18 protein-coding genes are annotated in these 19,978 nt (G+C 65.6%); 11 read left to right on the top strand and 7 right to left on the bottom strand.

Features of this window, described 5'->3' with window-relative positions; all coding sequences use genetic code 11:
* Positions 1-227 precede the first annotated feature (227 nt).
* Positions 228-2,150, top strand: a complete 1,923-nt coding sequence (locus P3C50_RS08100; protein ID WP_275545605.1) for a RecQ family ATP-dependent DNA helicase — start codon at positions 228-230, stop codon at positions 2,148-2,150.
* A gap of 114 nt (positions 2,151-2,264) precedes the next feature.
* Here P3C50_RS08100 and P3C50_RS08095 read toward each other — a convergent pair whose 3' ends face one another.
* Genes P3C50_RS08095 through P3C50_RS08080 form a run of 4 tightly spaced genes read right to left on the bottom strand, consistent with a single transcriptional unit; the run spans position 2,265 to position 5,697 of the window.
* The gene (locus P3C50_RS08095; protein WP_275545604.1) at positions 2,265-2,861 is read right to left on the bottom strand and encodes an ABC-type transport auxiliary lipoprotein family protein; all 597 of its coding nucleotides are present in this window, start codon (positions 2,859-2,861) and stop codon (positions 2,265-2,267) included.
* On the bottom strand, positions 2,858-3,775 hold the full coding sequence (locus tag P3C50_RS08090) for an MlaD family protein (protein ID WP_275545603.1): 918 nt from the start codon (positions 3,773-3,775) through the stop codon (positions 2,858-2,860). The genes P3C50_RS08095 and P3C50_RS08090 overlap by 4 nt, the downstream gene beginning before the upstream one ends.
* On the bottom strand, positions 3,776-4,561 hold the full coding sequence (locus tag P3C50_RS08085) for an ABC transporter ATP-binding protein (RefSeq protein ID WP_197858089.1): 786 nt from the start codon (positions 4,559-4,561) through the stop codon (positions 3,776-3,778).
* Positions 4,558-5,697, bottom strand: a complete 1,140-nt coding sequence (locus P3C50_RS08080; protein WP_197858088.1) for an MlaE family ABC transporter permease — start codon at positions 5,695-5,697, stop codon at positions 4,558-4,560. Before P3C50_RS08080 ends, P3C50_RS08085 begins: the two co-directional genes overlap by 4 nt.
* A 157-nt stretch (positions 5,698-5,854) precedes the next feature.
* Here P3C50_RS08080 and P3C50_RS08075 point away from each other — a divergent pair, with 157 nt between their 5' ends.
* The 4 genes from P3C50_RS08075 to P3C50_RS08060 all read left to right on the top strand — a co-directional run bounded on the left by P3C50_RS08075 (position 5,855) and on the right by P3C50_RS08060 (position 10,093).
* On the top strand, positions 5,855-7,342 hold the full coding sequence (locus tag P3C50_RS08075) for a flavin-containing monooxygenase (RefSeq protein WP_197858087.1): 1,488 nt from the start codon (positions 5,855-5,857) through the stop codon (positions 7,340-7,342).
* Positions 7,343-7,486: 144 nt separating this feature from the next.
* Positions 7,487-7,654, top strand: coding sequence for a hypothetical protein (locus tag P3C50_RS08070; protein ID WP_197858086.1), 168 nt, complete (start codon positions 7,487-7,489; stop codon positions 7,652-7,654).
* A gap of 233 nt (positions 7,655-7,887) precedes the next feature.
* Positions 7,888-8,808: an aldo/keto reductase gene (locus P3C50_RS08065; protein WP_275545602.1), complete on the top strand. Its 921-nt coding sequence runs from the start codon at positions 7,888-7,890 to the stop codon at positions 8,806-8,808.
* A 1-nt stretch (position 8,809) separates the two neighbouring features.
* The gene (locus tag P3C50_RS08060) at positions 8,810-10,093 is read left to right on the top strand and encodes an NTP/NDP exchange transporter (RefSeq protein WP_275545601.1); all 1,284 of its coding nucleotides are present in this window, start codon (positions 8,810-8,812) and stop codon (positions 10,091-10,093) included.
* A 291-nt stretch (positions 10,094-10,384) separates the two neighbouring features.
* Here the strand turns inward: P3C50_RS08060 and P3C50_RS08055 are convergent, their stop codons facing one another.
* A complete protein-coding gene (locus P3C50_RS08055) occupies positions 10,385-11,290 on the bottom strand; it encodes a LysR family transcriptional regulator (protein WP_197858083.1) in 906 nt (301 codons plus the stop codon).
* A 98-nt stretch (positions 11,291-11,388) separates the two neighbouring features.
* Between P3C50_RS08055 and P3C50_RS08050 the strand changes: the two genes are divergently transcribed.
* The 6 genes from P3C50_RS08050 (at position 11,389) to P3C50_RS08025 (ending at position 18,221) form a co-directional block, all read left to right on the top strand.
* Positions 11,389-12,630, top strand: coding sequence for a 3-hydroxyacyl-CoA dehydrogenase (locus tag P3C50_RS08050; protein ID WP_275545600.1), 1,242 nt, complete (start codon positions 11,389-11,391; stop codon positions 12,628-12,630).
* Positions 12,627-14,417: an acyl-CoA dehydrogenase C-terminal domain-containing protein gene (locus tag P3C50_RS08045; protein ID WP_275545599.1), complete on the top strand. Its 1,791-nt coding sequence runs from the start codon at positions 12,627-12,629 to the stop codon at positions 14,415-14,417. The genes P3C50_RS08050 and P3C50_RS08045 overlap by 4 nt, the downstream gene beginning before the upstream one ends.
* A 270-nt stretch (positions 14,418-14,687) precedes the next feature.
* On the top strand, positions 14,688-15,851 hold the full coding sequence (locus P3C50_RS08040; RefSeq protein ID WP_275545598.1) for an iron-containing alcohol dehydrogenase: 1,164 nt from the start codon (positions 14,688-14,690) through the stop codon (positions 15,849-15,851).
* A gap of 85 nt (positions 15,852-15,936) precedes the next feature.
* Entirely contained in the window at positions 15,937-16,371 is a 435-nt protein-coding gene (locus P3C50_RS08035) for an acyl-CoA thioesterase (protein ID WP_090430043.1), read from the top strand.
* 42 nt (positions 16,372-16,413) lie between these two features.
* The gene (locus P3C50_RS08030) at positions 16,414-17,469 is read left to right on the top strand and encodes a DUF2157 domain-containing protein (protein ID WP_275545597.1); all 1,056 of its coding nucleotides are present in this window, start codon (positions 16,414-16,416) and stop codon (positions 17,467-17,469) included.
* Positions 17,466-18,221 carry a DUF4824 family protein gene (locus P3C50_RS08025; protein ID WP_275545596.1) on the top strand — a complete coding sequence of 252 codons (756 nt, stop codon included), beginning with the start codon at positions 17,466-17,468 and terminating at the stop codon, positions 18,219-18,221. The genes P3C50_RS08030 and P3C50_RS08025 overlap by 4 nt, the downstream gene beginning before the upstream one ends.
* Here P3C50_RS08025 and P3C50_RS08020 read toward each other — a convergent pair.
* Positions 18,215-18,643 carry a YMGG-like glycine zipper-containing protein gene (locus P3C50_RS08020; protein WP_275545595.1) on the bottom strand — a complete coding sequence of 143 codons (429 nt, stop codon included), beginning with the start codon at positions 18,641-18,643 and terminating at the stop codon, positions 18,215-18,217. The two genes, P3C50_RS08025 and P3C50_RS08020, sit on opposite strands and share 7 nt — an antisense overlap.
* Positions 18,644-18,762: 119 nt before the next feature.
* Complete coding sequence (locus tag P3C50_RS08015) at positions 18,763-19,851, bottom strand: substrate-binding domain-containing protein (protein ID WP_275545594.1); 1,089 nt, start codon at positions 19,849-19,851, stop codon at positions 18,763-18,765.
* Between the last annotated feature and the right edge of the window lie 127 nt (positions 19,852-19,978).

The raw sequence follows: 19,978 nt of genomic DNA, 5'->3' as shown, positions 1-19,978 counted from the left end.
ATAAATCCGCTCCTACAGGCTGGGCGCAGGCTGCGTGAAGCTCTTGTAGGAGCGAATTTATTCGCGATCCTCCTGCGAGCACGGCGCGCGCCCTTTTCGCGGATAAATCCGCCCCCTACGGCCAGGCGTACCGATGCGAACGAGCCCCGGACTCCATCCGGGCTACGACTTTCCTCACTTTGCCGTTATGGTGAGGGCTCATTCGGCGGTCAACGGAGTGACAGCGCATGTCTACCCTCAAACGCGTCTTCGGTTTCGATCAGCTGCGCCCCGGACAGGAAACGGTGATCAGCGCCGTGCTCGCCGGTCGCTCGGCGGCGGCGATCTTTCCTACCGGCTCGGGCAAGTCGCTGTGCTATCAGCTGCCGGCCCTGCACCTGCCGCATCTGACCCTGGTGATCTCACCGCTACTGGCGTTGATGCAGGATCAACTGGCGTTCCTGCATGCCCATGGCATCGCAGCGGCCAGCATCGATTCGGCGCAAAGTCGCGAGCAGGCGGCCGAGGTCATGAACCGCGCGCGCAGCGGTGAGCTGAAGATCCTGATGATCTCGGTGGAGCGCCTGAAGAACGAGCGCTTTCGCAATTTCATCGCCCAGGTGCCGATCTCCCTGTTGGTGGTCGACGAGGCGCACTGCATCTCCGAGTGGGGTCATAACTTCCGCCCGGACTACCTCAAGCTGCCCGACTATCAACGCCAGTTCGGCATCGATCAGGTGCTGCTGCTCACCGCCACGGCGACGCCCAAGGTAATCGCCGACATGCGTGAGAAATTCGCCATCGCCGAGGCCGATGTGGTCACCACCGGCTTCTACCGGCCCAACCTCAACCTGCTGGTCGAACCGGTGCCTGGCGGCGCCAAGATGCAGCGCCTGCAGCAATGGCTGGCGCCGCGACGCGGCCAGGCGAGCATCGTCTACGTCACCCAGCAGAAAACTGCCGAGCAGGTCGCCGAGCGCCTGGCGCAAGACGGTCTGGCAGTCAGCGCCTACCACGCCGGTATGGCCCATGAGGTTCGCGAGTCGATCCAGCGCCGCTTCATGGCCGGTGAACTGGAGTGCATCGTCGCCACCATCGCCTTCGGCATGGGCATCGACAAGCGCGATATTCGCAACGTGGTGCACTTCGACCTGCCCAAGTCGGTGGAGAACTACAGCCAGGAAATCGGCCGTGCCGGACGCGACGGCCAGGCCTCGGACTGTTTGGTGCTGGCCAGCCGCGACGGCCTCAGCGTGCTGGAGAACTTCGTCTACGGCGATACCCCGGAACTCGCCGGCATTCGCGTCGTGCTCGACGACCTGCGTGCGGTCGGCACGGGCGGGCAGTGGGAGCTGATGCTCGGGCAGCTGTCCGAGCAGAGCAATGTCCGCGCGCTGCCGCTCAAGACCCTGCTGGTGCAGCTGGAGCTGCGCGGCATCATCGCGCCGCGCTATGCCTACTTCGCTGAGTATCGCTTCAAGCTGTCGCTGGATGACGAGGCCTTGCTGGCGCAGTTCGAGGGCGAGCGGCGCCAGTTCGTCGAGGCGATTCTGGCGTGCTCGAAACGGGCGCGTACCTGGTCGACGCTGGACTTCGACGCGCTGTACCAGCAGTACGGCGCCGAGCGCGCGCGTGTGGTCAAGGCGCTGGATTACTTTCAGGAAAAGGGCTGGCTGGAGCTGGAAAGCAAACAGATGACCGAGGTCTATGCCGTGCTCGACGGCGGTTTTGATCTGGAGACACTGGCCAACGATCTGCACGCGCACTTTCGCGCCCACGAGGCCAGCGAGATTGCCCGTATCCAGGCCATGCTCGCGCTGTTCGAAAGCAACGAGTGCCTGAGCCGCCGCCTGGCGCTGTATTTCGGCGACGATCAGGCGCCCGAGCGTTGTGGTCATTGTTCGGTGTGTCGCGGACAGGTCGCCACCTTGCCGCAACCGCCCGAACTGCCACCTCTGAGCGGACGGGATGCACAGGCGCTGTGCGCCGCTTTCATCGAGAAGCATCGGCAGTACGCCGGGCACGAACCGAGCCACGAGTGCCTGACGCGTTTTCTCTGTGGCGTGACCACGCCTCTGCTCACCAGGCTGAAGGCGCGCCAGTTGGCCGGTTTCGCTGCGCTGGAAGACTACCCCTACGCCGAGGTGCGCGACTGGTTGCGGGGCGTTTAGCCAGAGAGTGCAGATTTTGGGGCGGGGCTGCTGCGACGCTAGCGCGGTAGCGATCAGCGCCGCGCCGTCGCCGCTGAAGCGCCTCCCACGGAGCAAGGTTTGTCCACCCGTCAATCAGCGGCTGCGCTGTCCTTCGGCCAGCGTCCAGTTCACCAACTCACCGGCCAGGCGATCGCCGGCCTGGCCGAACGCCGCCACCACCGCAGTCATCGCGGTGTCGCTCGCCGCCTGGCTGGCGCTGAAGCGGCGGCTGGCGATGATCTGCTGGCTACGCGTATCGACCAGGCTGACCTCGAGGCGGATCAGCGCGTGGGGGACGCCGTCTCGGTATTCGCTGTGGAAGCTGCGCAGGTCGCTGACCAGTTCCAGGTCGGCTTGCAGGCGCTGGTCCTCGTTGCTCAGCGCCTGAATCCGGCCGTCATCCTGAAACGCGTCGAGCAGGCGGCTGCGCAGCAACTGCGGCGTGCGCTCGCTCCAGCGTACGCCCTGGTAGGTGTTGACCAGGCCAGGCTCGGGCAGCACGACGATGCGCGTGCCGTCGAGCAACTGGCTGCTGACCGGGCTGTTCACCCGCAATGACCAGTCGACGCGCTGTGTCTGGGCCGGCAGCGCGCTGCCCGGCAACAGGTAGATATCCAGCGGTTCGCTCTGCGGCAGAAGCGAGCAGGCGCTGAGCAGGGCGGCAGCCAGCAACAGGGTGAGGTGCTTCATGGTTGGAACTCCTTGATGCTGTCGCTGCGCAGCAGGTAACCGCTGGGGTCCTGTTCCAGGCGGCGAGAGAAACCGCGCAGGGCGCCGAGGGTTTCGCGCAGCTCGCTGATCGTCGGGCCCAGATTGCCAAGGCCCTGCATGCCGCTGTCCAGCGCGCCGCGGTTGTTCTGCAGCAATTGCTCGATATTGCGGCTGCTGCGCTCCAGCGAGGCCATCAGGCGTTCGGCGTTCTCCAGCACCTGGCTGCCCTGATCGTCGAGCAGGCGATTGGCTGTGCGCATCAGTTCGGCGGCTTCCTGGGTGGCAACGCCGACCTGCTGCAGGGCGGCGCTGAGTTCGTCACGCTGCCCGGCGATGCCGGCGGTGACCTGCTCGAGGTTCTCCAGGGTGCGTGACACGCGCTCGGCGTTCTCGCGCGAGAGCATGCGGTTGGCGCGGTTGAGCAGACGGGAGATGTTGCTGACCAGGTCTTCGCCGTTGGCCATCAGCCGGGAAAGCGGCGAGCGGTCGGCGATGATGATCCCGGGCTGGCCATCCTTGCCCTCCAACGGCGGGCTCTCGGGACTGCCGCCGTGCAGCTGGATGACCGCGAGGCCGGTGATGCCGGTGATCGCCAGGCGTGCGCGGGTATCTTCCTTGATCGGTGTCTGGCCGACGACACGGATGCGTGCGCGTACGGTGCGCGGGTCATCGGGATCGAGGCCGAGGCTGATCACATCGCCAATCTTGATGCCGCTGTATTGCACCGCGCTGCCCTGTGACAGGCCGGTGACTGCCTCGTTGAAGATCACCTCATAATCAGTCACGGCGCTGTCCGCCCCGGCCCTGTTCAGCCACAGGCCGAACAACAGCGCAGCGCCGACCGTGAGCACGGTGAACAGGCCGATCAGTACGTGATGGGCTCTGGGTTCCATTCATTGACTCCCTGCCGCCGTAGCGGCCTGTGCGGCCGCGCGTCCGCGCGGGCCGTGAAAATATTCCTGGATCCACGCATCGTCGGTGGCAGCCACCACGTCCAGGCGGTCGGCCACCAGCACCTTTTTCTGCGCTAGCACCGCGACGCGATCGCAGATGCTGTAGAGCGTGTCCAGGTCGTGGGTCACCAGAAATACACTCAGACCCAGGCTGTCGCTGAGGGTGCGGATCAATTGGTCGAAGGCCGCCGCGCCAATTGGGTCGAGGCCGGCGGTGGGCTCGTCGAGGAACAGGATGTCCGGGTCGAGCGCCAGGGCGCGGGCCAGCGCAGCACGTTTGACCATGCCGCCGGACAGCGAACTGGGGTATTTGCTGCCGGCATCCTGGGGCAGGCCGGCCAGCGCGATCTTGACCCGCGCCAGGCGCTCGGCCGCGGCGCGCGACAGACCGGCATGCTCGATCAACGGCAGGGCGATGTTCTCGCTGACCGTCAGCGAGGAAAACAGCGCACCGCGCTGGTACAGCACGCCGAAGCGCCGCTCCAATTGCGAGCGGCGTTCGGCCGGCAGGTTCAGCAGCTCCTCGCCGAACACCCGCACGGTCCCCGCGTTGGGCCGGCGCAAACCGACGATGCTGCGCAGCAGCACCGACTTGCCGGTCCCCGAGCCGCCGACCACGCCGAGAATCTCGCCGCGATACAGATCGAAATCCAGATGTTCGTGTACTACCTGGCTGCCGAAGCGGTTGCTCAGATCGCGTACCTCGATGATCTTGTCCCGGCTCACCAGCCCATCTCCATCAGAAACAGTGCGGCCAGGGCGTCGAGCAGGATGACCACGAAGATCGACTGCACCACCGCCGAGGTGGTGTGTTCACCCACCGACTGTGCGCTGCCGCTGACCTTGAAGCCTTCCAGGCAGCCGATCAGGGCGATCAGGAAGGCGAAAATCGGCGCCTTGAGCAGGCCGACCAGGAAATGCCGCAGCAGGTCGCTGTCCTGCAGGATCGACAGGTACATGGCCGTCGGAATATCCAGGGCTACCGCGCACACCAGACCGCCGCCGAGTATGCCGCTGAGCATGGCGATGAAGGTCAGGATCGGCAGGGCGATGAGCATGGCGAACACGCGCGGCAGCACCAGCAGTTCGACGGGGCTCAGGCCCAGGGTGCGAATGGCGTCGATTTCCTCGTTGGCCTTCATCGAGCCGATCTGCGCGGTGAAGGCGCTGGCGGTGCGCCCGGCCATCAGAATCGCGGTCAGCAGTACGCCGAATTCGCGCAGGAAGGAAAAGGCCACCAGGTTCACTGTGTAGATGGTGGCGCCGAAGTCGGCGAGGATGGTGGCGCCGAGGAAGGCCACCACGGCACCGACCAGAAAGGTCAGCAGGGCGACGATGGGCACGGCATTCAGCCCGCACTGTTCCAGATGCGCGGCCAGCGAAGTCAGGCGCCAGCGCGTGGGGCGCACCAGGATCGCCAGCATGCTGACCAGGGTCAGGCCCATGAAGCCGAGCAGCGCCCGGCCCTGGTGCCACATGCTCTCGACGACTTCGCCGATGTGGCCGAGCACTTCACGCAGTACGGATGGCTCCGGCGCGGGCTGCGCTTGTGCGCTTTCGGCCATGGCGTTGGCCACCGTCAGCAGCAAGGCGCGGCGTTGCTCGCAGATATCGGCCTGCTGCGTGAGCTGATGCAGGCGCTCACTGCCGAACAGCTCCACCAGCAGCGCCGCACCGGCTGTATCCAGCGCGGTCAGTTCGCCGAGGTCGACGTTCTCCTCGCCGCGCAGGCGTTCGCGCAGCGCCAGCACCTGGGGTTCGAGCTGGCTGTAGTGGGCCAGCGTCCAGTCGCCACCGAGCCGCAGACCGCTGGCGGCGTCCGTGCTGCTGGTGTGCTGCGAGGTCAGGTAGGGTGTGGTCATCGCCACAGCTTAGCGCCGCACGGGCGTGTCAGGCCAGTCATGCCGCTCGGGGATGTGAGTGGCGCGGCGAATCGGCCGCCTGACCCCGGCGAAGATCGAATGGCAGCCACATAGGCTAAGGTGATGCTCATTGTCCCAAGCCGAGCGAGGCTGAGTCATGTCCGTCAAACATCTGGATGTCCTGATCATCGGTGCCGGCCTGTCCGGTATCGGCGCCGCCTGCCACCTCAAGCGGCTGTGCCCGGCCAAGCGTTTCGCCATTCTTGAAGGGCGCGAGGCCATGGGCGGCACCTGGGATCTGTTCCGTTATCCGGGCATCCGCTCCGACTCGGACATGTACACCCTCGGCTATAACTTCAAGCCCTGGAGCGACCCGCAGGCCATCGCCGACGGGCCGTCGATACGCCGTTACATTCAGGAAACCGCGGCCGAACATGGCATCGACCGCTCGATTCGCTATCGGCACAAGGTGCTCGAGGCCAATTGGTGCAGTGCCAGCGCCACCTGGCAGTTGCGGGTGCAGCGCGGCGAGGAAGACGAGCCGCTGCGCATCAGCTGCCAGTTTCTGATGATGTGCACCGGTTACTACCGCTACGAGGCTGGCTATACCCCCGAGTTCGCCGGTCGCGAGGACTATCAGGGCGCCTTCATCCATCCGCAGTTGTGGCCCGAAGGCTTCGACTACAGCGGCAAGCGCGTGCTGGTGATCGGCAGCGGCGCCACGGCGGTGACCCTGGTGCCGGCTTTGGCCGAGCGCGCGGCGCAGGTGACCATGCTGCAACGTTCGCCCAGCTACGTGATCAACCTGCCGCAACGTGATGGGCTGTCCAATGCGCTGCGCCGGGTTTTGCCGGAGACGTGGGTGTATCGCCTGGCGCGCGGGCGCAACGTGACCCTGCAGCTGGCTTTTTACAAGCTGGCCAAGCGCTTCCCCAACCTGGTGCGGCGGATACTCTTGGGGCTGGTGCGGCGCCAATTGGGCGAGCGCGTCGACCTGCGCCACTTCAGCCCCCGCTACAAGCCCTGGGACCAGCGCGTCTGCGCAGTGCCGGACGGCGATCTGTTCCGCGTGCTGCGCCAGGGCAAGGCGCAGGTGGTCACTGCCGAGATCGAGCGTTTCACTGTCCAGGGCGTTCGGCTCAAGGGCGGCGAAGAGCTGGCTGCAGATGTCATCGTCAGTGCCACCGGCCTGCAGTTGCAGCTGTTCGGCGGTATCGCCGTGCAGGTCGATGGTGTGCCCTTCGAAGCGCCGAAGAGCATGGGTTACCGCGGCATCATGCTGCGCGACCTGCCCAACCTGGCGGTGGTGATGGGCTACACCAATGCCAGCTGGACGCTCAAGGCCGATCTTTCCAGCGAGTACTTCTGCCGCCTGATCAATCATCTGGACGCCATCGGCATGCGCCAGGTAACTCCGTGCGACAGTACCGGCAGCGTCCGCCCGGAGCCGTTCCTCGACCTGCAGTCAGGCTATATCGAGCGGGCCTCGCACCTGTTGCCGGCGCAGGGCGACCGGGTGCCGTGGAAGCTGCATCAGAACTATCTGCTCGACCTGGCACTGCTGCGCTACGGCAAGCTGGAAGACGGCCATCTGGTTTTCTCTGCGCCTCGGCAAGTGCCGCAAGCGGCGTTGGTGCAGCCCTGATTCGTCGCGGCCTATAGCGAATGTCCTACAAAATATTACACAATCGCGCCGCTTACTTTCCTGGCAGAGCGCCACTACACTTTTGCGAGCTGCATCACGGAAGAACAACAAGGCGCCAAGCGCCCCAACAACTAGAGGTCGGCCATGAAGGAACAGCGCCATCTACCCGCACTGCGTGCTCACATCGAGCAACTTCTGAACAAGGGCTGGATCATTTCCAGTCGCAGCCCTTTGATGCTGCAGAACGGCCATCGCTGTTACCTCGTCTCCCACGGCATGCTGATCAGCGAGTCTGCCTCGCACGCAGCCTGAGCGCTTTCCCGACCGCTGCGTCCCAACCCCGCTTGGCGCAGCGGTATTTTGGTTACCGGATATTGCCTCCGCGTCTTGCCTATTTTCTTCTCTTCGCCCCGTGATAAACGGGCTGTCGCCGTCAGTCCGGCCTCTCATCGCGCCTCCGCCCGGAACCCGCTACGGATGTAACGCCTTGGTCTGCGTGTGGTCAGTGCCTATAACCAACCGGTCACTGTGAGAGGAGCCACGCCATGCCCAGTCGTCGTCGAATCCTGCAAGGCAGCGCCAGCCTGACGGCGCTAGCCGCCCTGATGCCCTGGTTGCCATCGTCCGCCTTCGCCTCCGGCACCCTGCAGAGTCGGGCGATTCCCAGCAGCGGAGAGCTGCTACCGGTGGTCGGCCTGGGCACCTCGCGTACCCATGACGTGGCGATGAGCGATGAGGCGCTACAGCCCCTGCGCGAGGTCATGCAGACGCTGGTCAATGGTGGCGCCAGCCTAGTGGATACCGCGCCCAGCTATGGGCGGGCCGAGGCGGTTTGCGGGGCGTTGGCCGCCGAGGACGGCATGCGCAAACGCCTGTTCCTGGCCAGCAAGGTTTCCTCTTCCGGGCGTGCCGCCGGTGAGCGTCAGGTCGAGGCCAGCTTCGCCGCACTGCGCACCGATACCATCGATCTGATGCAGGTGCACAACCTGCAGGACACCAGTACCCAGCTCGGCCTGTTGCGCGAGTTGAAGGGGCAGGGCCGGGTGCGCTACATCGGCGTTACCCATTATCTGGATTCCGCTCATGAGCGCCTGCTCGAGGTGCTGCGCAACGAGCCGGTGGATTTCGTCCAGTTCAACTACTCCATCGGTGAACGCAATGCCGAGCGCGAGCTATTGCCCTACTGCGCCGACAAGGGCATCGCGGTGCTGATCAACCGGCCGTTCCAGCGCTCGGCGCTGTTCGACCGGGTCAAAGGACAAAACCTGCCCGATTGGGCGGCTATCGAGCTGGATGTCACCTCCTGGGCGCAGTTGATGCTCAAGTTCATCCTCGCTAATCCAGCAGTGAATGCGGTGATTCCGGCCACCTCCAACCCGCGTTACATGGCTGAAAACCTTATTGCCGGTCAGGGTCGCCTGCCTGACGCGGCGCAGCGCAAGCGCATCATCGAGCTGTTCGCCTGAGATGCAGGCGCTCTCGCGGCGCCTGGCGCGGGCAATCAATGCCGAGGCCGAGGAGCTGGCGGCGGTGTTGGCCGGCTTTGCCCTGTTCTTCTGCCTGTTCGCTGGTTACTTCATGCTGCGGCCGATCCGCGAGGCGATGGGTATCACGGGTGGGGTGCACAACCTGCAGTGGCTGTTCACCGCCACCTTCGTCGTCATGCTGCTGGCGGTGCCGCTGTTCGCCTGGCTCAACTCGAAAGTTCCGCGCATCCATTTCATCGACTGGGTATACGGCTTCTTCTGCCTCAACCTGCTGGCCTTCGTTCTGCTGTTTCGCCTCGATCATTACAGCGTCTGGCTGGCGCGGGTGTTCTACGTGTGGATCTCGGTCTACAACCTGTTCGTCGTTTCTGTGGCCTGGAGCCTGATGGCCGATGTGTTCGACGGCGCCCAGGCGCGCCGTCTGTTCGCCTTCATCGCCGCGGGGGCCAGCGTCGGCGGATTGTGCGGGCCGCTGTTGAGCGCTGCCTTGATCGGTGTGGCGGGCGAGTCCGGGCTGATGTTGATGGCCGCGGTGCTGCTCGGTGCGGCCTTGGCACTCAAGCGCTACCTGATGGTCTGGCGGGAACGCCAGGGCGCCGGCCGACCTGGCGCGATGGCCAATGAGAATCCGCGCAGGCCAGTGCCGGGCAACCCATTTAGCGGCCTGACGCGCATGCTCGGCTCGCGTTATCTGTTGGGCATTGGTGCCTTCATCCTGCTGCTGACCTCGGTCAGCACCTTTCTTTACTTCGAGCAGGCGCGCCTGGTGGCCGAGCTGTTCCCGGATCGCGCCGCGCAGGTGCGGGTGTTCGGCATCATCGACTTCGTCGTGCAGGCCGGCGCCCTGACGACGCAGCTGTTCATCACCGGGCGGGTGGCGCAGAAGCTCGGCGTGCGGGTGCTGCTATCGCTAGTGCCGGCGCTGGTCTGCCTGGGCTTTATCGGCCTGGCGCTGGCGCCGACTTTCGTCATGCTGGCGGGGTTGATGATCGTGCGGCGCATCGGAGAGTACGCCTTCGTCCGGCCGGGGCGGGAAATGCTCTTCGCCCCGCTCGATGCCGAGAGCAAGTACAAGGCGAAGAACTTTCTCGACACCGTGGTCTATCGCGGCGGCGATGCCCTCAGCGGCTGGGCCAAGGCCGGGCTGGACATGCTCGGCCACGGCGCCTGGCTGGTGGCGATGGTCGGGGCGCTGTGCGCCGCGCTGTGGGGCGTGCTCGGCTGGTACCTGGGCGGCCGCGCGGATCGGCAGGCGCAAGGGTGATCGTCGGGTTGGCGGGTTGCACCCGCCCTACGCAGCCCGTGGCGCAATTCGATTTGGGTAGTCAGGCAAAGTTTTCCCGGATTGCATCCGGGCTACGGGGCGTGCGCACGGCGCAGCGCAGGACTGGCGGGTTGCACCCGCCCTACGCAGCCCGTTGCCGCAATTCGATTTGGATAGTCAGGCAAAGTTTTCCCGGATTGCATCCGGGCTACGGGACGTCCGTACGGGGCAGCGCAGGTAGGGCGGGTGTAACCCGCCGTTGTCGGATTGCGTCCGGCCTGCGGGTATCTTTCAGACGTCGTGAACCACCGCGACGATCTCCTCGACCAGCCATTGCAGTGCGGTGTCGCGCTGACGTTGCGCCAGGCTGACCACCTCCAGGTGGAAAGGCCCGAGGCTGAAGGGCAGATCGAACAACTGCAGTGGCAGCAGCGTGGCGAAATGCCGGGCCAGGGCGGTGGGCAGCACCGCCGCCAGCTCGCTGCCGGCGACGATATGCGCTGCCTGCAGGTAGTTCGGCGTGGTGTAGAAGATCTGCCGCGACAGCCCCTGTTCGCCCAGCCACTGGTCGACCATGCCGCGCGTCTGCCCGCCGTGCACCCAGAGGTGACGCAGGCGCAGGAAGGCGTCCAGATCCAGATTGCCCCGGCGCAGCAGCGGGTGTTCGCGGCGCACCGCCAGCTTGAGCGTCTCGCTCATCCAGTGGCGCCGGGCGAAACGCGCCGGCAACTCGTCGAAGCGGCCCAGCACCAGGTCCAGCTCGCCCTTGTCCAGCGCTTCCATCGGCAGGCTGGGGCTGAGGTGGCGGATGTCGATGCCGATGCCCGGTGCCTTATGGCTGAGGCGGTCGAGCAGGCGCGGCATGCACACCAGCTCGACGTAATCGGTGACGGCGATGCGAAAGCGTTGACGGCTTTCGCCTGGCTCGAAGGCCTCGCCAGCGCTCAGGCTCTGTTCCAGCTGACGCAGCGCGCTGCGGATCGGCGCCTCCAGGGCCAGCGCCCGCGGTGTCGGCTGCATGCGCCGGCCTACGCGCACCAACAGCGGATCGCCGAGCAGTTCGCGCAGGCGATTGAGTGCATTGCTCACCGCCGGCTGGCTCAGCGCGAGGCGCTCGGCAGCGCGCGAGACGTTCTGTTCGCGCAGCAGGGCATCGAGTACACGCAGCAGGTTGAGGTCGAAATTGCTGAAATTCATCTACTGAATATGTCGTATCACAAGACTAAATTTCAAAAATAGTAGCGGCTTGCTTATCGTGACCCAAGCTTTTCCGTTTGTGCACGAGAGGAACAACAATGAACAAACTCGTCTCGCCGCTTCGCTGTGCTGCCGTGATCGGTGCCGGCACCATGGGCCGCGGTATCGTCATCAGCCTGGCCAATGCCGGCCTGCAGGTGCTGTGGCTGGACAACAACCCGCAGATGGTCGAGCAGGGCCTGGCCATGGCCGAGGAAACCTGGGCGCAGAACGTCGCCAAGGGCCGTATCGATGAGGCCGAAGCCACGGCGCGACGTGCGCGAATCGAGGCGGTGGACGGCTATGCGGCGCTGGCCGATGCCGATCTGGTGATCGAGGCGGTATACGAAAACCTCGAGCTCAAGCAAAACATCTTTCGCGAGTTGGATGCGGCGATGAAGCCTGGCGCCATCCTCGCCAGCAACACCTCGGCGCTGGATATCGACGCCATCGCGGCCGTCACCTCGAGGCCGGAAGCCGTCCTGGGCCTGCACTTCTTCAGCCCGGCGCACATCATGAAGCTGCTGGAGATCGTCCGCGGTGCGAAGACTGCACCGGCCGTGCTGCAAGCTACCCAGGAACTGGGCGCGCGCATGGGCAAGGTGGCGGTGGTCGCTGGCAACTGCCACGGCTTCATCGGCAACCGCATGCTGCACACCTACGTGCGCGAGGCGCGCATGCTGCTGCTCGAAGGCGCCTGGCCGCACCAGGTGGACGCGGCGCTGCAGGGCTTCGGCTTCGCTATGGGGCCGTTCCGCATGTACGACGTGGTCGGCATCGACCTGGAATGGCGTGCCCGTGAGCTGGCCGGCAAGGGTCAGGACGATCCGGCGGTGCAGGTGGACAACCGCCTGTGCGAGCTCGGTCGCTTCGGCCAGAAGAGCGGCAAGGGCTACTACCTCTATGCGCCCGGCAGTCGCCAGGCCGAGCATGACCCGGTTGTCGACGGGCTGGTGCAGATGCAATCGGAGCGCCTCGGCTTCACCCGCCGTGAGATCGGCAACGAGGAGATTCTCGAGCGCTGCCTGCTGGCACTGGTCAACGAGGGGGCGAAGATTCTCGAGGAGAACATCGCCGCCAACAGCCACGATATCGATCTGGTCTATCTCAACGGCTACGGCTTTCCCGCCGAGCGTGGCGGCCCCATGGCCTGGGCCGACGGCGAAGGTGTCGGCGCGATTCGCCGACGGCTGCAGCAACTGGCCGAGCGCTTCGGCGCGCACTGGCAACCGGCGGCGCTGATCGAGCGCCTGGCTGAACAGAACAAGCGTTTCGCTGACGTACAGGAGGGCAGGGTATGACTTATCAGGCGCCATTGCGCGACATGCGCTTCGTGCTGCACGAGCTGTTCGATGCAGCCGCCCATTGCGAGCGCCTGGGCAACGGCCTGGATCGCGAGCTGATCGACGGCGTGCTGGAGGAGGCCGCGGCCTTCGCGGCCGGCGAGGTCGCGCCGCTCAATCGCAATAGCGACGAGGAGGGCTGCCACCTGGAAAACGGCCAGGTCATTACGCCCAAGGGCTTTGCCGAGGCCTACCGGCAATATGTGGACAACGGCTGGGCGAGCATGACCGGCCCGGTGGAATATGGCGGCCAGGGCTTCCCACAACTAGTGGCCTTCGCCTTCCACGAGATGCTGATGGGCGCCTCGCTGTCTTTCCGCGTCTACTCCGGGTTGACCGAGGGCGCCGTGCTGGCACTGCACAAGCACGGTAGCGAAACGCTCAAGCAGCAATACCTGGGCAAGCTGGTCAGCGGCCAGTGGACGGGCACCATGTGCCTGACCGAGCCGCAGGCCGGTACCGACCTGGCGCTGCTGCGCACCCGCGCCGAACCGCAGGCCGATGGCAGCTACAAGGTCAGCGGCAGCAAGATATTCATCAGCGGGGGCGAGCAGGATCTCTCCGAGAACATCGTCCATCTGGTGCTGGCGCGTCTGCCGGATGCCCCGGCGGGCGTGAAGGGCATCAGCCTGCTGCTGGTGCCAAAGTTCATCGCCGCTGCCGATGGCACGCCGGGCGAACGAAACAGCCTGTCGTGCGGGGCCATCGAGCACAAGATGGGCATCAAGGGCGCCTCCACCTGTGTGATGAATTACGACGGCGCCACCGGTTGGCTGGTGGGCGAAGCCAACCAGGGCCTGGCCTGCATGTTCACCATGATGAACGACGCGCGCTTTCAGGTCGGTCTGCAGGGCCTCGGTATCGGCGAGGCGGCCTTCCAGGGCGCGCTGCGTTATGCCCGTGAGCGTTTGCAGTCGCGTGGCCTGACTGGCGTGCAGGCAGCGGACAAACCAGCGGACCCGATCATCGTGCATCCCGATGTACGGCGCATGCTGCTGACGCAGAAGACATTGGTGGAAGGCAGTCGCATGCTTGCCGCCTACACTGCGCGCCAACTGGACCTGGAGCACGGCGCCGAGTCGGCCGAGGCACGCAAGGCAGCCGGCAAGCGCGCGGCGCTGCTGATTCCCATCGTCAAGGCGTTCTTCACCGACATGGGCCAGGAAGTGGCCAGCCATGGCGTGCAGGTCTACGGCGGGCACGGTTTCATCCGCGAATGGGGCATGGAGCAGCTGATGCGCGACAGTCGCATCACCCAGCTCTACGAGGGCACCAACGGTATCCAGGCGCTGGACTATATCCGTCGCAAGCTGCTCGGCGACGGCGGCGCCGAACTGTCTGCGCTGCAGGCTGAGTTCAGTGCGCTGTGCGATGCCCAGGCCACGCGACCGGCGCTGAAGGAGATGGCGGCCGTCTTGCAGGCCCGCCTGGGCGAATGGCGCGAGCTAAGCGCAGAAGTGATCGCCGCCTGCCAGCGCGATCCGCAGGAGATCGGTGCTACCTCGGTGGATTTCCTCCAGTACTCGGCCTATCTGCTGCTCGCCGGCTTCTGGCTGCAAGCCGCGGCGCGGGCGCAGGATGCGCTGGAGGCCGGCAGCGGCGAGGCCGCGTTCTACCAGGCCAAGCTGCACAGCGCGGAGTTCTACCTGCGCCGCGTATTGCCGCGCGCCAGTGCACACCGCGAAGCCCTGCTGGGCGGCGCGGATTGTTTGATGGCCATGGACGAGGGCAGTTTCGCCTTTTAGAACCCTATCCCCCAGCCCCCGCTTTGCGACTCTGCTCTTCGCAGAGCTCAGGGCGCACCAGCGGGCGAAGCGGTGTTTCGCTCTTTCCGCTCACGCCCCGCAAGCGGGAGAGGGGAGCTATAACGCCTTATTCGGGTCTACCTCGGACCGCTCCCTCTCCCATTTATGGGAGAGGGCTGGGGAGATGGATCGTAGCCCGGATGCAATCCGGGGAAATTTTGCCTGACCGATCCCGGATTGCATCCGGCATTACAACAAGAGGAGCACAGCATGCATCCCTTCAGCTTCGCCACCACCGCGCAGATCCTCTGCGAATCCGGCGCCAGCCTGCGCCTAGCCGAACTGTGCCGCGAGCGCGGCGCCCAGCGCGTGTTGATCGTCACCGACCCCGGCATCACCCGTCTCGGCCTGCTCGAGCCGCTGCTGCCGGGCTTCACCCGTGCCGGCATGAGCGTGCAGGTTTTCGACCAGGTGCTGGCCGACCCGCCCGAGGCCGTGGTGCTGGCGGCCGTGTCCCAGGCTCGCGAGATGCGGGCCGAGCTGGTGGTCGGCTTCGGTGGCGGCAGTTCGATGGACGTGGCCAAGCTGGTGGCCTTGCTGGCGCATCCCGACTGCGGCCAGGCCCTGAGCGAGATATACGGCGTGGGCAATGCCCGCGGACGGCGCTTGCCGCTGATCCAGGTGCCGACCACCGCAGGCACCGGTTCCGAGGTGACGCCGATCGCCATCGTCACCACTGGCGAGACCACCAAGATGGGCGTGGTTTCGCCGCTGCTGCTGCCGGATCTGGCCCTGCTCGATGCCGACCTGACCCTTGGCCTGCCGGCGGCGGTGACCGCCGCCACCGGCATCGACGCCATGGTGCATGCCATCGAGGCCTACACCAGCGCGCTGAAGAAGAACCCGCTGTCCGACTTGCTGGCGCGCGAAGCGCTGCGCCTGCTGGCGGCCAACCTCGATGAGGTGGTGCAAAACGGCAGCAACCGCGAGGCGCGTCAGGCCATGCTGCTCGGCGCCTGCCTGGCCGGGCAGGCCTTCGCCAACGCGCCGGTGGCGGCAGTGCATGCGCTGGCCTACCCACTGGGCGGGCATTTCCACATTCCCCACGGGCTGTCCAACGCCCTGGTGCTGCCGCAGGTGCTGGCGTTCAACGCGCCGGTGGCCGCGCCGCTGTACGCCGAGCTGGCGCCGCTGGTATTGGGCGAGCGTTTGCGTGCGGGCAATGCCGCAGCGCAGACCGAGCAACTGATCGAGGCGCTGGCAGCGTTCAGTCAGCGCAGCGGCCTGCCGACGCGGCTGCGCGACGCCGGGGTTGGTGAGGCGATGTTGCCCACACTGGCGGCGGACGCCATGCTGCAGCAGCGCCTGCTGGTGAACAATCCGCGTGAGATGAACGAGCAACAGGCGCTGGCCATTTACCAAGCCGCTTACTGATTCAGGTCGCGGCTAAAGCCCCTCCCACAAGAGCGCCGCAGCCTGTGGGAGGGGCTTTAGCCGCGACGCCAATCCAAGGACCATCATGAGCCAACCCCAACACCTGCGTGGCGACTACCGCCACTTCCAGCCGATCACCACGCGCTGGCACGACAATGACATCTACGGCCACGTCAACAACGTGACCTACTACAGCTACTTCGACAGCGCGGTGAATGCCTACCTGATCGCCGAGGGCGGGCTGGATATTCATGGCGGCGAAGTGGTCGGCTTCGTGGTCAGCTCCAGCTGCGACTACTTCGCCTCCATCGCTTTCCCTGACGCTATCGAAGTCGGCCTGCGCGTCGGCAAGCTGGGCAACAGTTCGGTGCAGTACGAGCTGGCGATCTTCAGGGCCGGCGAGGAACAGGCCTGCGCCGCCGGGCGTTTCGTTCATGTGTTCGTCGATCGGGCGAGTAATCGTCCGGTGAGCATCCCCGAGCCGCTGCGCTCGGCGCTGGAGCGTCTGCTGGCCGCCTGAGGCGTGCTAGGCTGTGGCGATTCATGCCGCCAGGGAGTGCCCATGTCCGATCTGCAACGCGAGCAGGCGCAACGCCGTGCCGAGCGCATCGCTGCGTTTCGTGCCGAACTGGCCGAGCTGCGCCGCGAACAGGTGTTGCAGTTGAGCGCTGAGCAGGAGCAGGGCCTGGCTGCCTACCACCAGCAGTTGCTGGCGCATTATCGACAGACCCTGGATATCGACGCCGATGCCCGCGCGCGCCAGCTGTCGCTGGGCATGCGCCTGGCCTCGCTGGTCGGTGCGCTGGCCCTGGCGGCCGGGTTGTTCTTCCTCTTCTACCAGTTCTGGGGCCTGTTCGATGCCGGTGTGCAGGTCGCTGTGCTGATCGGCAGCTCGCTGGGCAGCTTGCTGCTGTGCTTCTGGCTGCAGGCGCGCGACGCCTCCGGTTACTACGCCAAACTGGCTGCGGTGCTGGCATTCGTCTGCTTCGTGCTCAACCTGTCGATGCTCGGGCAGATCTTCAATATCACGCCCTCGGACAAAGCACTGCTGCCCTGGGGCGCGCTGGCATTGCTGCTGGCCTACCAATGCCGTCAGCGCCTGCTGCTGGTCACCGCGTTGCTGTGCTTCGGCCTGTTCCTCGCTGCGCGGTTGAACGACTGGACGGGCTTGTACTGGTGGTCGCTGGATGACCACCCGGAGAACTTCCTGCCTGCCGCCCTGCTGTTTGTGCTGCCGCAGTTCATCGATCAGACGCGTCGGGTTGGTTTCACCGCCTGCTATCGGGTGGTCGGCTTGCTGTACCTGTTCGGGCCGATCCTGATCCTTAGCTACTGGGGCCAGGGCAGCTACCTGGAATGGCCGGCGCGCTGGGTGGAGGCCTTCTACCAGACGCTGGGCTTCGTCCTCGCGGGGCTGGTGATCTGGCTGGGCGTACGCCGCGGTTGGGCCGAGGTGGTCAATACCGGGCTGGGCTTCGCTCTGGTGCTGCTGTTCAGCAAGCTGTTCGACTGGTGGTGGGCGCTGCTGCCGCGCTACCTGTTCTTCCTCCTGCTCGGGCTGATCGCGCTGTTGTTGCTGGTCATGCTGCAGCGCTGGCGCCGTGGAGGTGCGGCATGAACCATGCACTTTGGCTCGGTCTCGGGCTGATCCTGACGAGCAATGCCGTGGCCCTTGCGGGCGTCTGGTACAACCGCAGCGGTGAGCCGCAGGCGCAACTGCAATTGAGCGAACGGGAAATTCAGCTGCCCTACGACAGCTGGCTGCGCGGCGAGGAAAACAGCGGTCTGCGTCTGCAACTGGCCTGGCGCCAGGCGGATGCCGACTGGTCCTGGCTGGACGAAGCCAAGCTGCGGGAGCTTGGCTTTGCGCCGAACGACCTGGGCCGCAGTGCGGAGCGCCCGCTGTGGTTGGTGCTGGAACTGGACGGGCCTAGCTATCGAAAGCAGGTCGAGCGCGCCAAGGCCGCGTTGGCCAGTGCGCAGACGGCGCTCGCTGCAATACCGCAAGACGAGACCTTGCGCCAGCAGCGCGATCAGCGCCAGCTTGAGCTGCGGCATGAGCAAGAGCAGGCCACGCGTCTGTTGCTGGTGGACGCCGGCCTTGATGCCGGGGCTCTACGTAAAGCCTGGCCGGATCGTCAGGCCCAGGTCATCCTGGCCGGCCGCCTGACGCCCTATCGCTACGGCGACACGCCCCACTACAGTGCCAGCGTTGCGCTGGAAGGGGATCGCATCAGCGTGCCCAGACGCTACCGGGAGGCCTTCGGCCAATGGCGGCAATACCGCTACGACGAAAAAAGGCCCAAGGTGCAGGTCGAAGTCGCCTTCGGCCAGCGCCATGAGCCTTGGTTGATTAGCGTCGATCAGTGACGGCGCCAGTGCTTGTGGTGCTTCTTGTGCTTCTTGCCGTGGTAGTGGCGACGCTTGTCGCGACGGTCATCGTCGTAGCTGGCATTGCCCATGTAGTTGCCCAGCGCGCCACCGGCGCCGCCACCTACCGCTGCGCCAACCACCCCGCCGGTGCTGCCGCCGACCTGCTGACCGACAACGTTGCCGCCTGCCGCGCCTAGCGCGCCGCCAATGGCCGCTTCGGTACGGCTGCGACGATCAGCACCGACCATGCTGCCGGCCGCACCGCCGAGACCGGCGCCGACCGCTGCGCCAGTGCTACCACCAACCTGCCCACCAACCATTGCGCCCACCGCGCCGCCGAGGGCGCCGCCCAAACCCGCTTCGGTATTGCCGGCAAAGGCGAAACCGCCGCTGGTCAGGCCAAGAGAAAGGAAGAGCAATTATAGAGATTTCATAGACTTCTCGATCACGGAGCCGCTTTGCGGCGGGAACTGCTCCATTGACCGAAGCGGCTCGCCCGTGGTTCCCGCCTTCCGTCGGCAGGCGCTCGGCGGAGGGCTTATAGCACGCTCTCGCGCCCCCATTGCTCCAGCGCCTGGGCCAGGGGCAGTACCTCGCCGGGGCGGCTCAGGGCGTAGCCGGGCAACTGAGCGATACGCGCTTGGAACTCCGGGTTCTGCAGCACCCGCAACAGCGCGGTCATCGCTGGCAGCTCGAGGCTGTCTTCGCGGCACAGCAGGCAATAGTGCTCACGTGCCATGGGGATGAAGTCCAGGCCGAACTGGCGCGCCGCCGCTTCTACACCGAAGCCGACATCGGCCATGCCGCTGGCGACATAGGCCGCTACGGCTGCGTGGGTGAACTCCTCGTTGTGGAAACCCTTGATGGCAGTGCTGTCCAGGCTCTCGCGCTGCAGCAGGTCCTGCAGCAGCAGGCGTGTCCCCGAACCGTGCTCGCGATTGACGAAGCGCAGCGTGCCGCCGGCCAGATCCGCCAGGCCTTGCACGCCGTGCGGGTTGCCGGGGGCGAGCATCAAGCCCTGGGTGCGCACGACGAAGGTTATCACCCGTTGATCGGGGCGCAGCCAGGGCTGGATGCGGTTCATGCTCAACGTGCCGAGCGGTCCGGCCGGCACATGCAAGCCGGCCACCTCGCAGTCGTGGCGCTGCAGGGCGATCATCGCCTCGCTGCCGCTGCGAAACTGCACGTCCCACTGCCAGCCTGGGTCGCGCTCCAGCCACTCGCGCAGCGCCGCGACGGCGAAACCGTGGCTGGCATGGATGCGCAGGCCCGGGTTGCTGGCCTGCAGCACCCGGTTCAGCTCCAGCTCCAGCTCGCCGGCCAGGTTGTCCAGTTGCGGCGAAAGGCGTGCGCGGATGCGCTGGTCGGCCCACAGCAATTTTTCTCCCAGCGGTGCCAGCCGCGCCCCCTTGCCGCGCTCCAGCTCGATCAGCGGGCTGCCGAAGAACGCCTGCCACTTGCCCAGCAGGTTCCAGGCGTGGCGGTAGGAATAGCCGACGCGGGCAGCGGCCTCGGTCAGCTTGCCGGTGTCGTGTACGGCCTGCAGCAACTCCAGACCCTGCGGGTCGAGGCTACTGCCGTCGCGTTGGTGAAAGCGCCAACGCGGTTGAATATCGATACGGATCATATGCTCAGTACTTCATATTTGTTCGGCCGATTCCCCATGTTAATTTGCGGCACATGGGCGCTTTGTGACCCAGTATAAGAACTTTACTTCATATGTGGCGAGCCTTGCGGCTGCGCCTGGGATAAGC

This window comes from Pseudomonas sp. Marseille-Q0931, from assembly GCF_940789645.1.
Lineage (GTDB): Bacteria > Pseudomonadota > Gammaproteobacteria > Pseudomonadales > Pseudomonadaceae > Aquipseudomonas.
The sequence above is the reverse complement of the archived record's forward strand: the minus strand, read 5'-3'. Positions and strand labels throughout refer to the sequence as shown.

Bases quoted from the DNA above. Each gene is read 5' to 3' on its own strand.
- P3C50_RS08040 (WP_275545598.1), top strand. From the start codon at position 14,688: ATGCATCCCTTCAGCTTCGCCACCACCGCGCAGATCCTCTGCGAATCC.
- P3C50_RS08070 (WP_197858086.1), top strand. From the start codon at position 7,487: ATGAAGGAACAGCGCCATCTACCCGCACTGCGTGCTCACATCGAGCAA.
- P3C50_RS08050 (WP_275545600.1), top strand. From the start codon at position 11,389: ATGAACAAACTCGTCTCGCCGCTTCGCTGTGCTGCCGTGATCGGTGCC.
- P3C50_RS08055 (WP_197858083.1), bottom strand. From the start codon at position 11,290: ATGAATTTCAGCAATTTCGACCTCAACCTGCTGCGTGTACTCGATGCC.
- P3C50_RS08065 (WP_275545602.1), top strand. From the start codon at position 7,888: ATGCCCAGTCGTCGTCGAATCCTGCAAGGCAGCGCCAGCCTGACGGCG.
- P3C50_RS08080 (WP_197858088.1), bottom strand. From the start codon at position 5,697: ATGACCACACCCTACCTGACCTCGCAGCACACCAGCAGCACGGACGCC.
- P3C50_RS08060 (WP_275545601.1), top strand. From the start codon at position 8,810: ATGCAGGCGCTCTCGCGGCGCCTGGCGCGGGCAATCAATGCCGAGGCC.
- P3C50_RS08045 (WP_275545599.1), top strand. From the start codon at position 12,627: ATGACTTATCAGGCGCCATTGCGCGACATGCGCTTCGTGCTGCACGAG.
- P3C50_RS08095 (WP_275545604.1), bottom strand. From the start codon at position 2,861: ATGAAGCACCTCACCCTGTTGCTGGCTGCCGCCCTGCTCAGCGCCTGC.
- P3C50_RS08025 (WP_275545596.1), top strand. From the start codon at position 17,466: ATGAACCATGCACTTTGGCTCGGTCTCGGGCTGATCCTGACGAGCAAT.
- P3C50_RS08075 (WP_197858087.1), top strand. From the start codon at position 5,855: ATGTCCGTCAAACATCTGGATGTCCTGATCATCGGTGCCGGCCTGTCC.
- P3C50_RS08035 (WP_090430043.1), top strand. From the start codon at position 15,937: ATGAGCCAACCCCAACACCTGCGTGGCGACTACCGCCACTTCCAGCCG.
- P3C50_RS08015 (WP_275545594.1), bottom strand. From the start codon at position 19,851: ATGATCCGTATCGATATTCAACCGCGTTGGCGCTTTCACCAACGCGAC.
- P3C50_RS08030 (WP_275545597.1), top strand. From the start codon at position 16,414: ATGTCCGATCTGCAACGCGAGCAGGCGCAACGCCGTGCCGAGCGCATC.
- P3C50_RS08100 (WP_275545605.1), top strand. From the start codon at position 228: ATGTCTACCCTCAAACGCGTCTTCGGTTTCGATCAGCTGCGCCCCGGA.
- P3C50_RS08090 (WP_275545603.1), bottom strand. From the start codon at position 3,775: ATGGAACCCAGAGCCCATCACGTACTGATCGGCCTGTTCACCGTGCTC.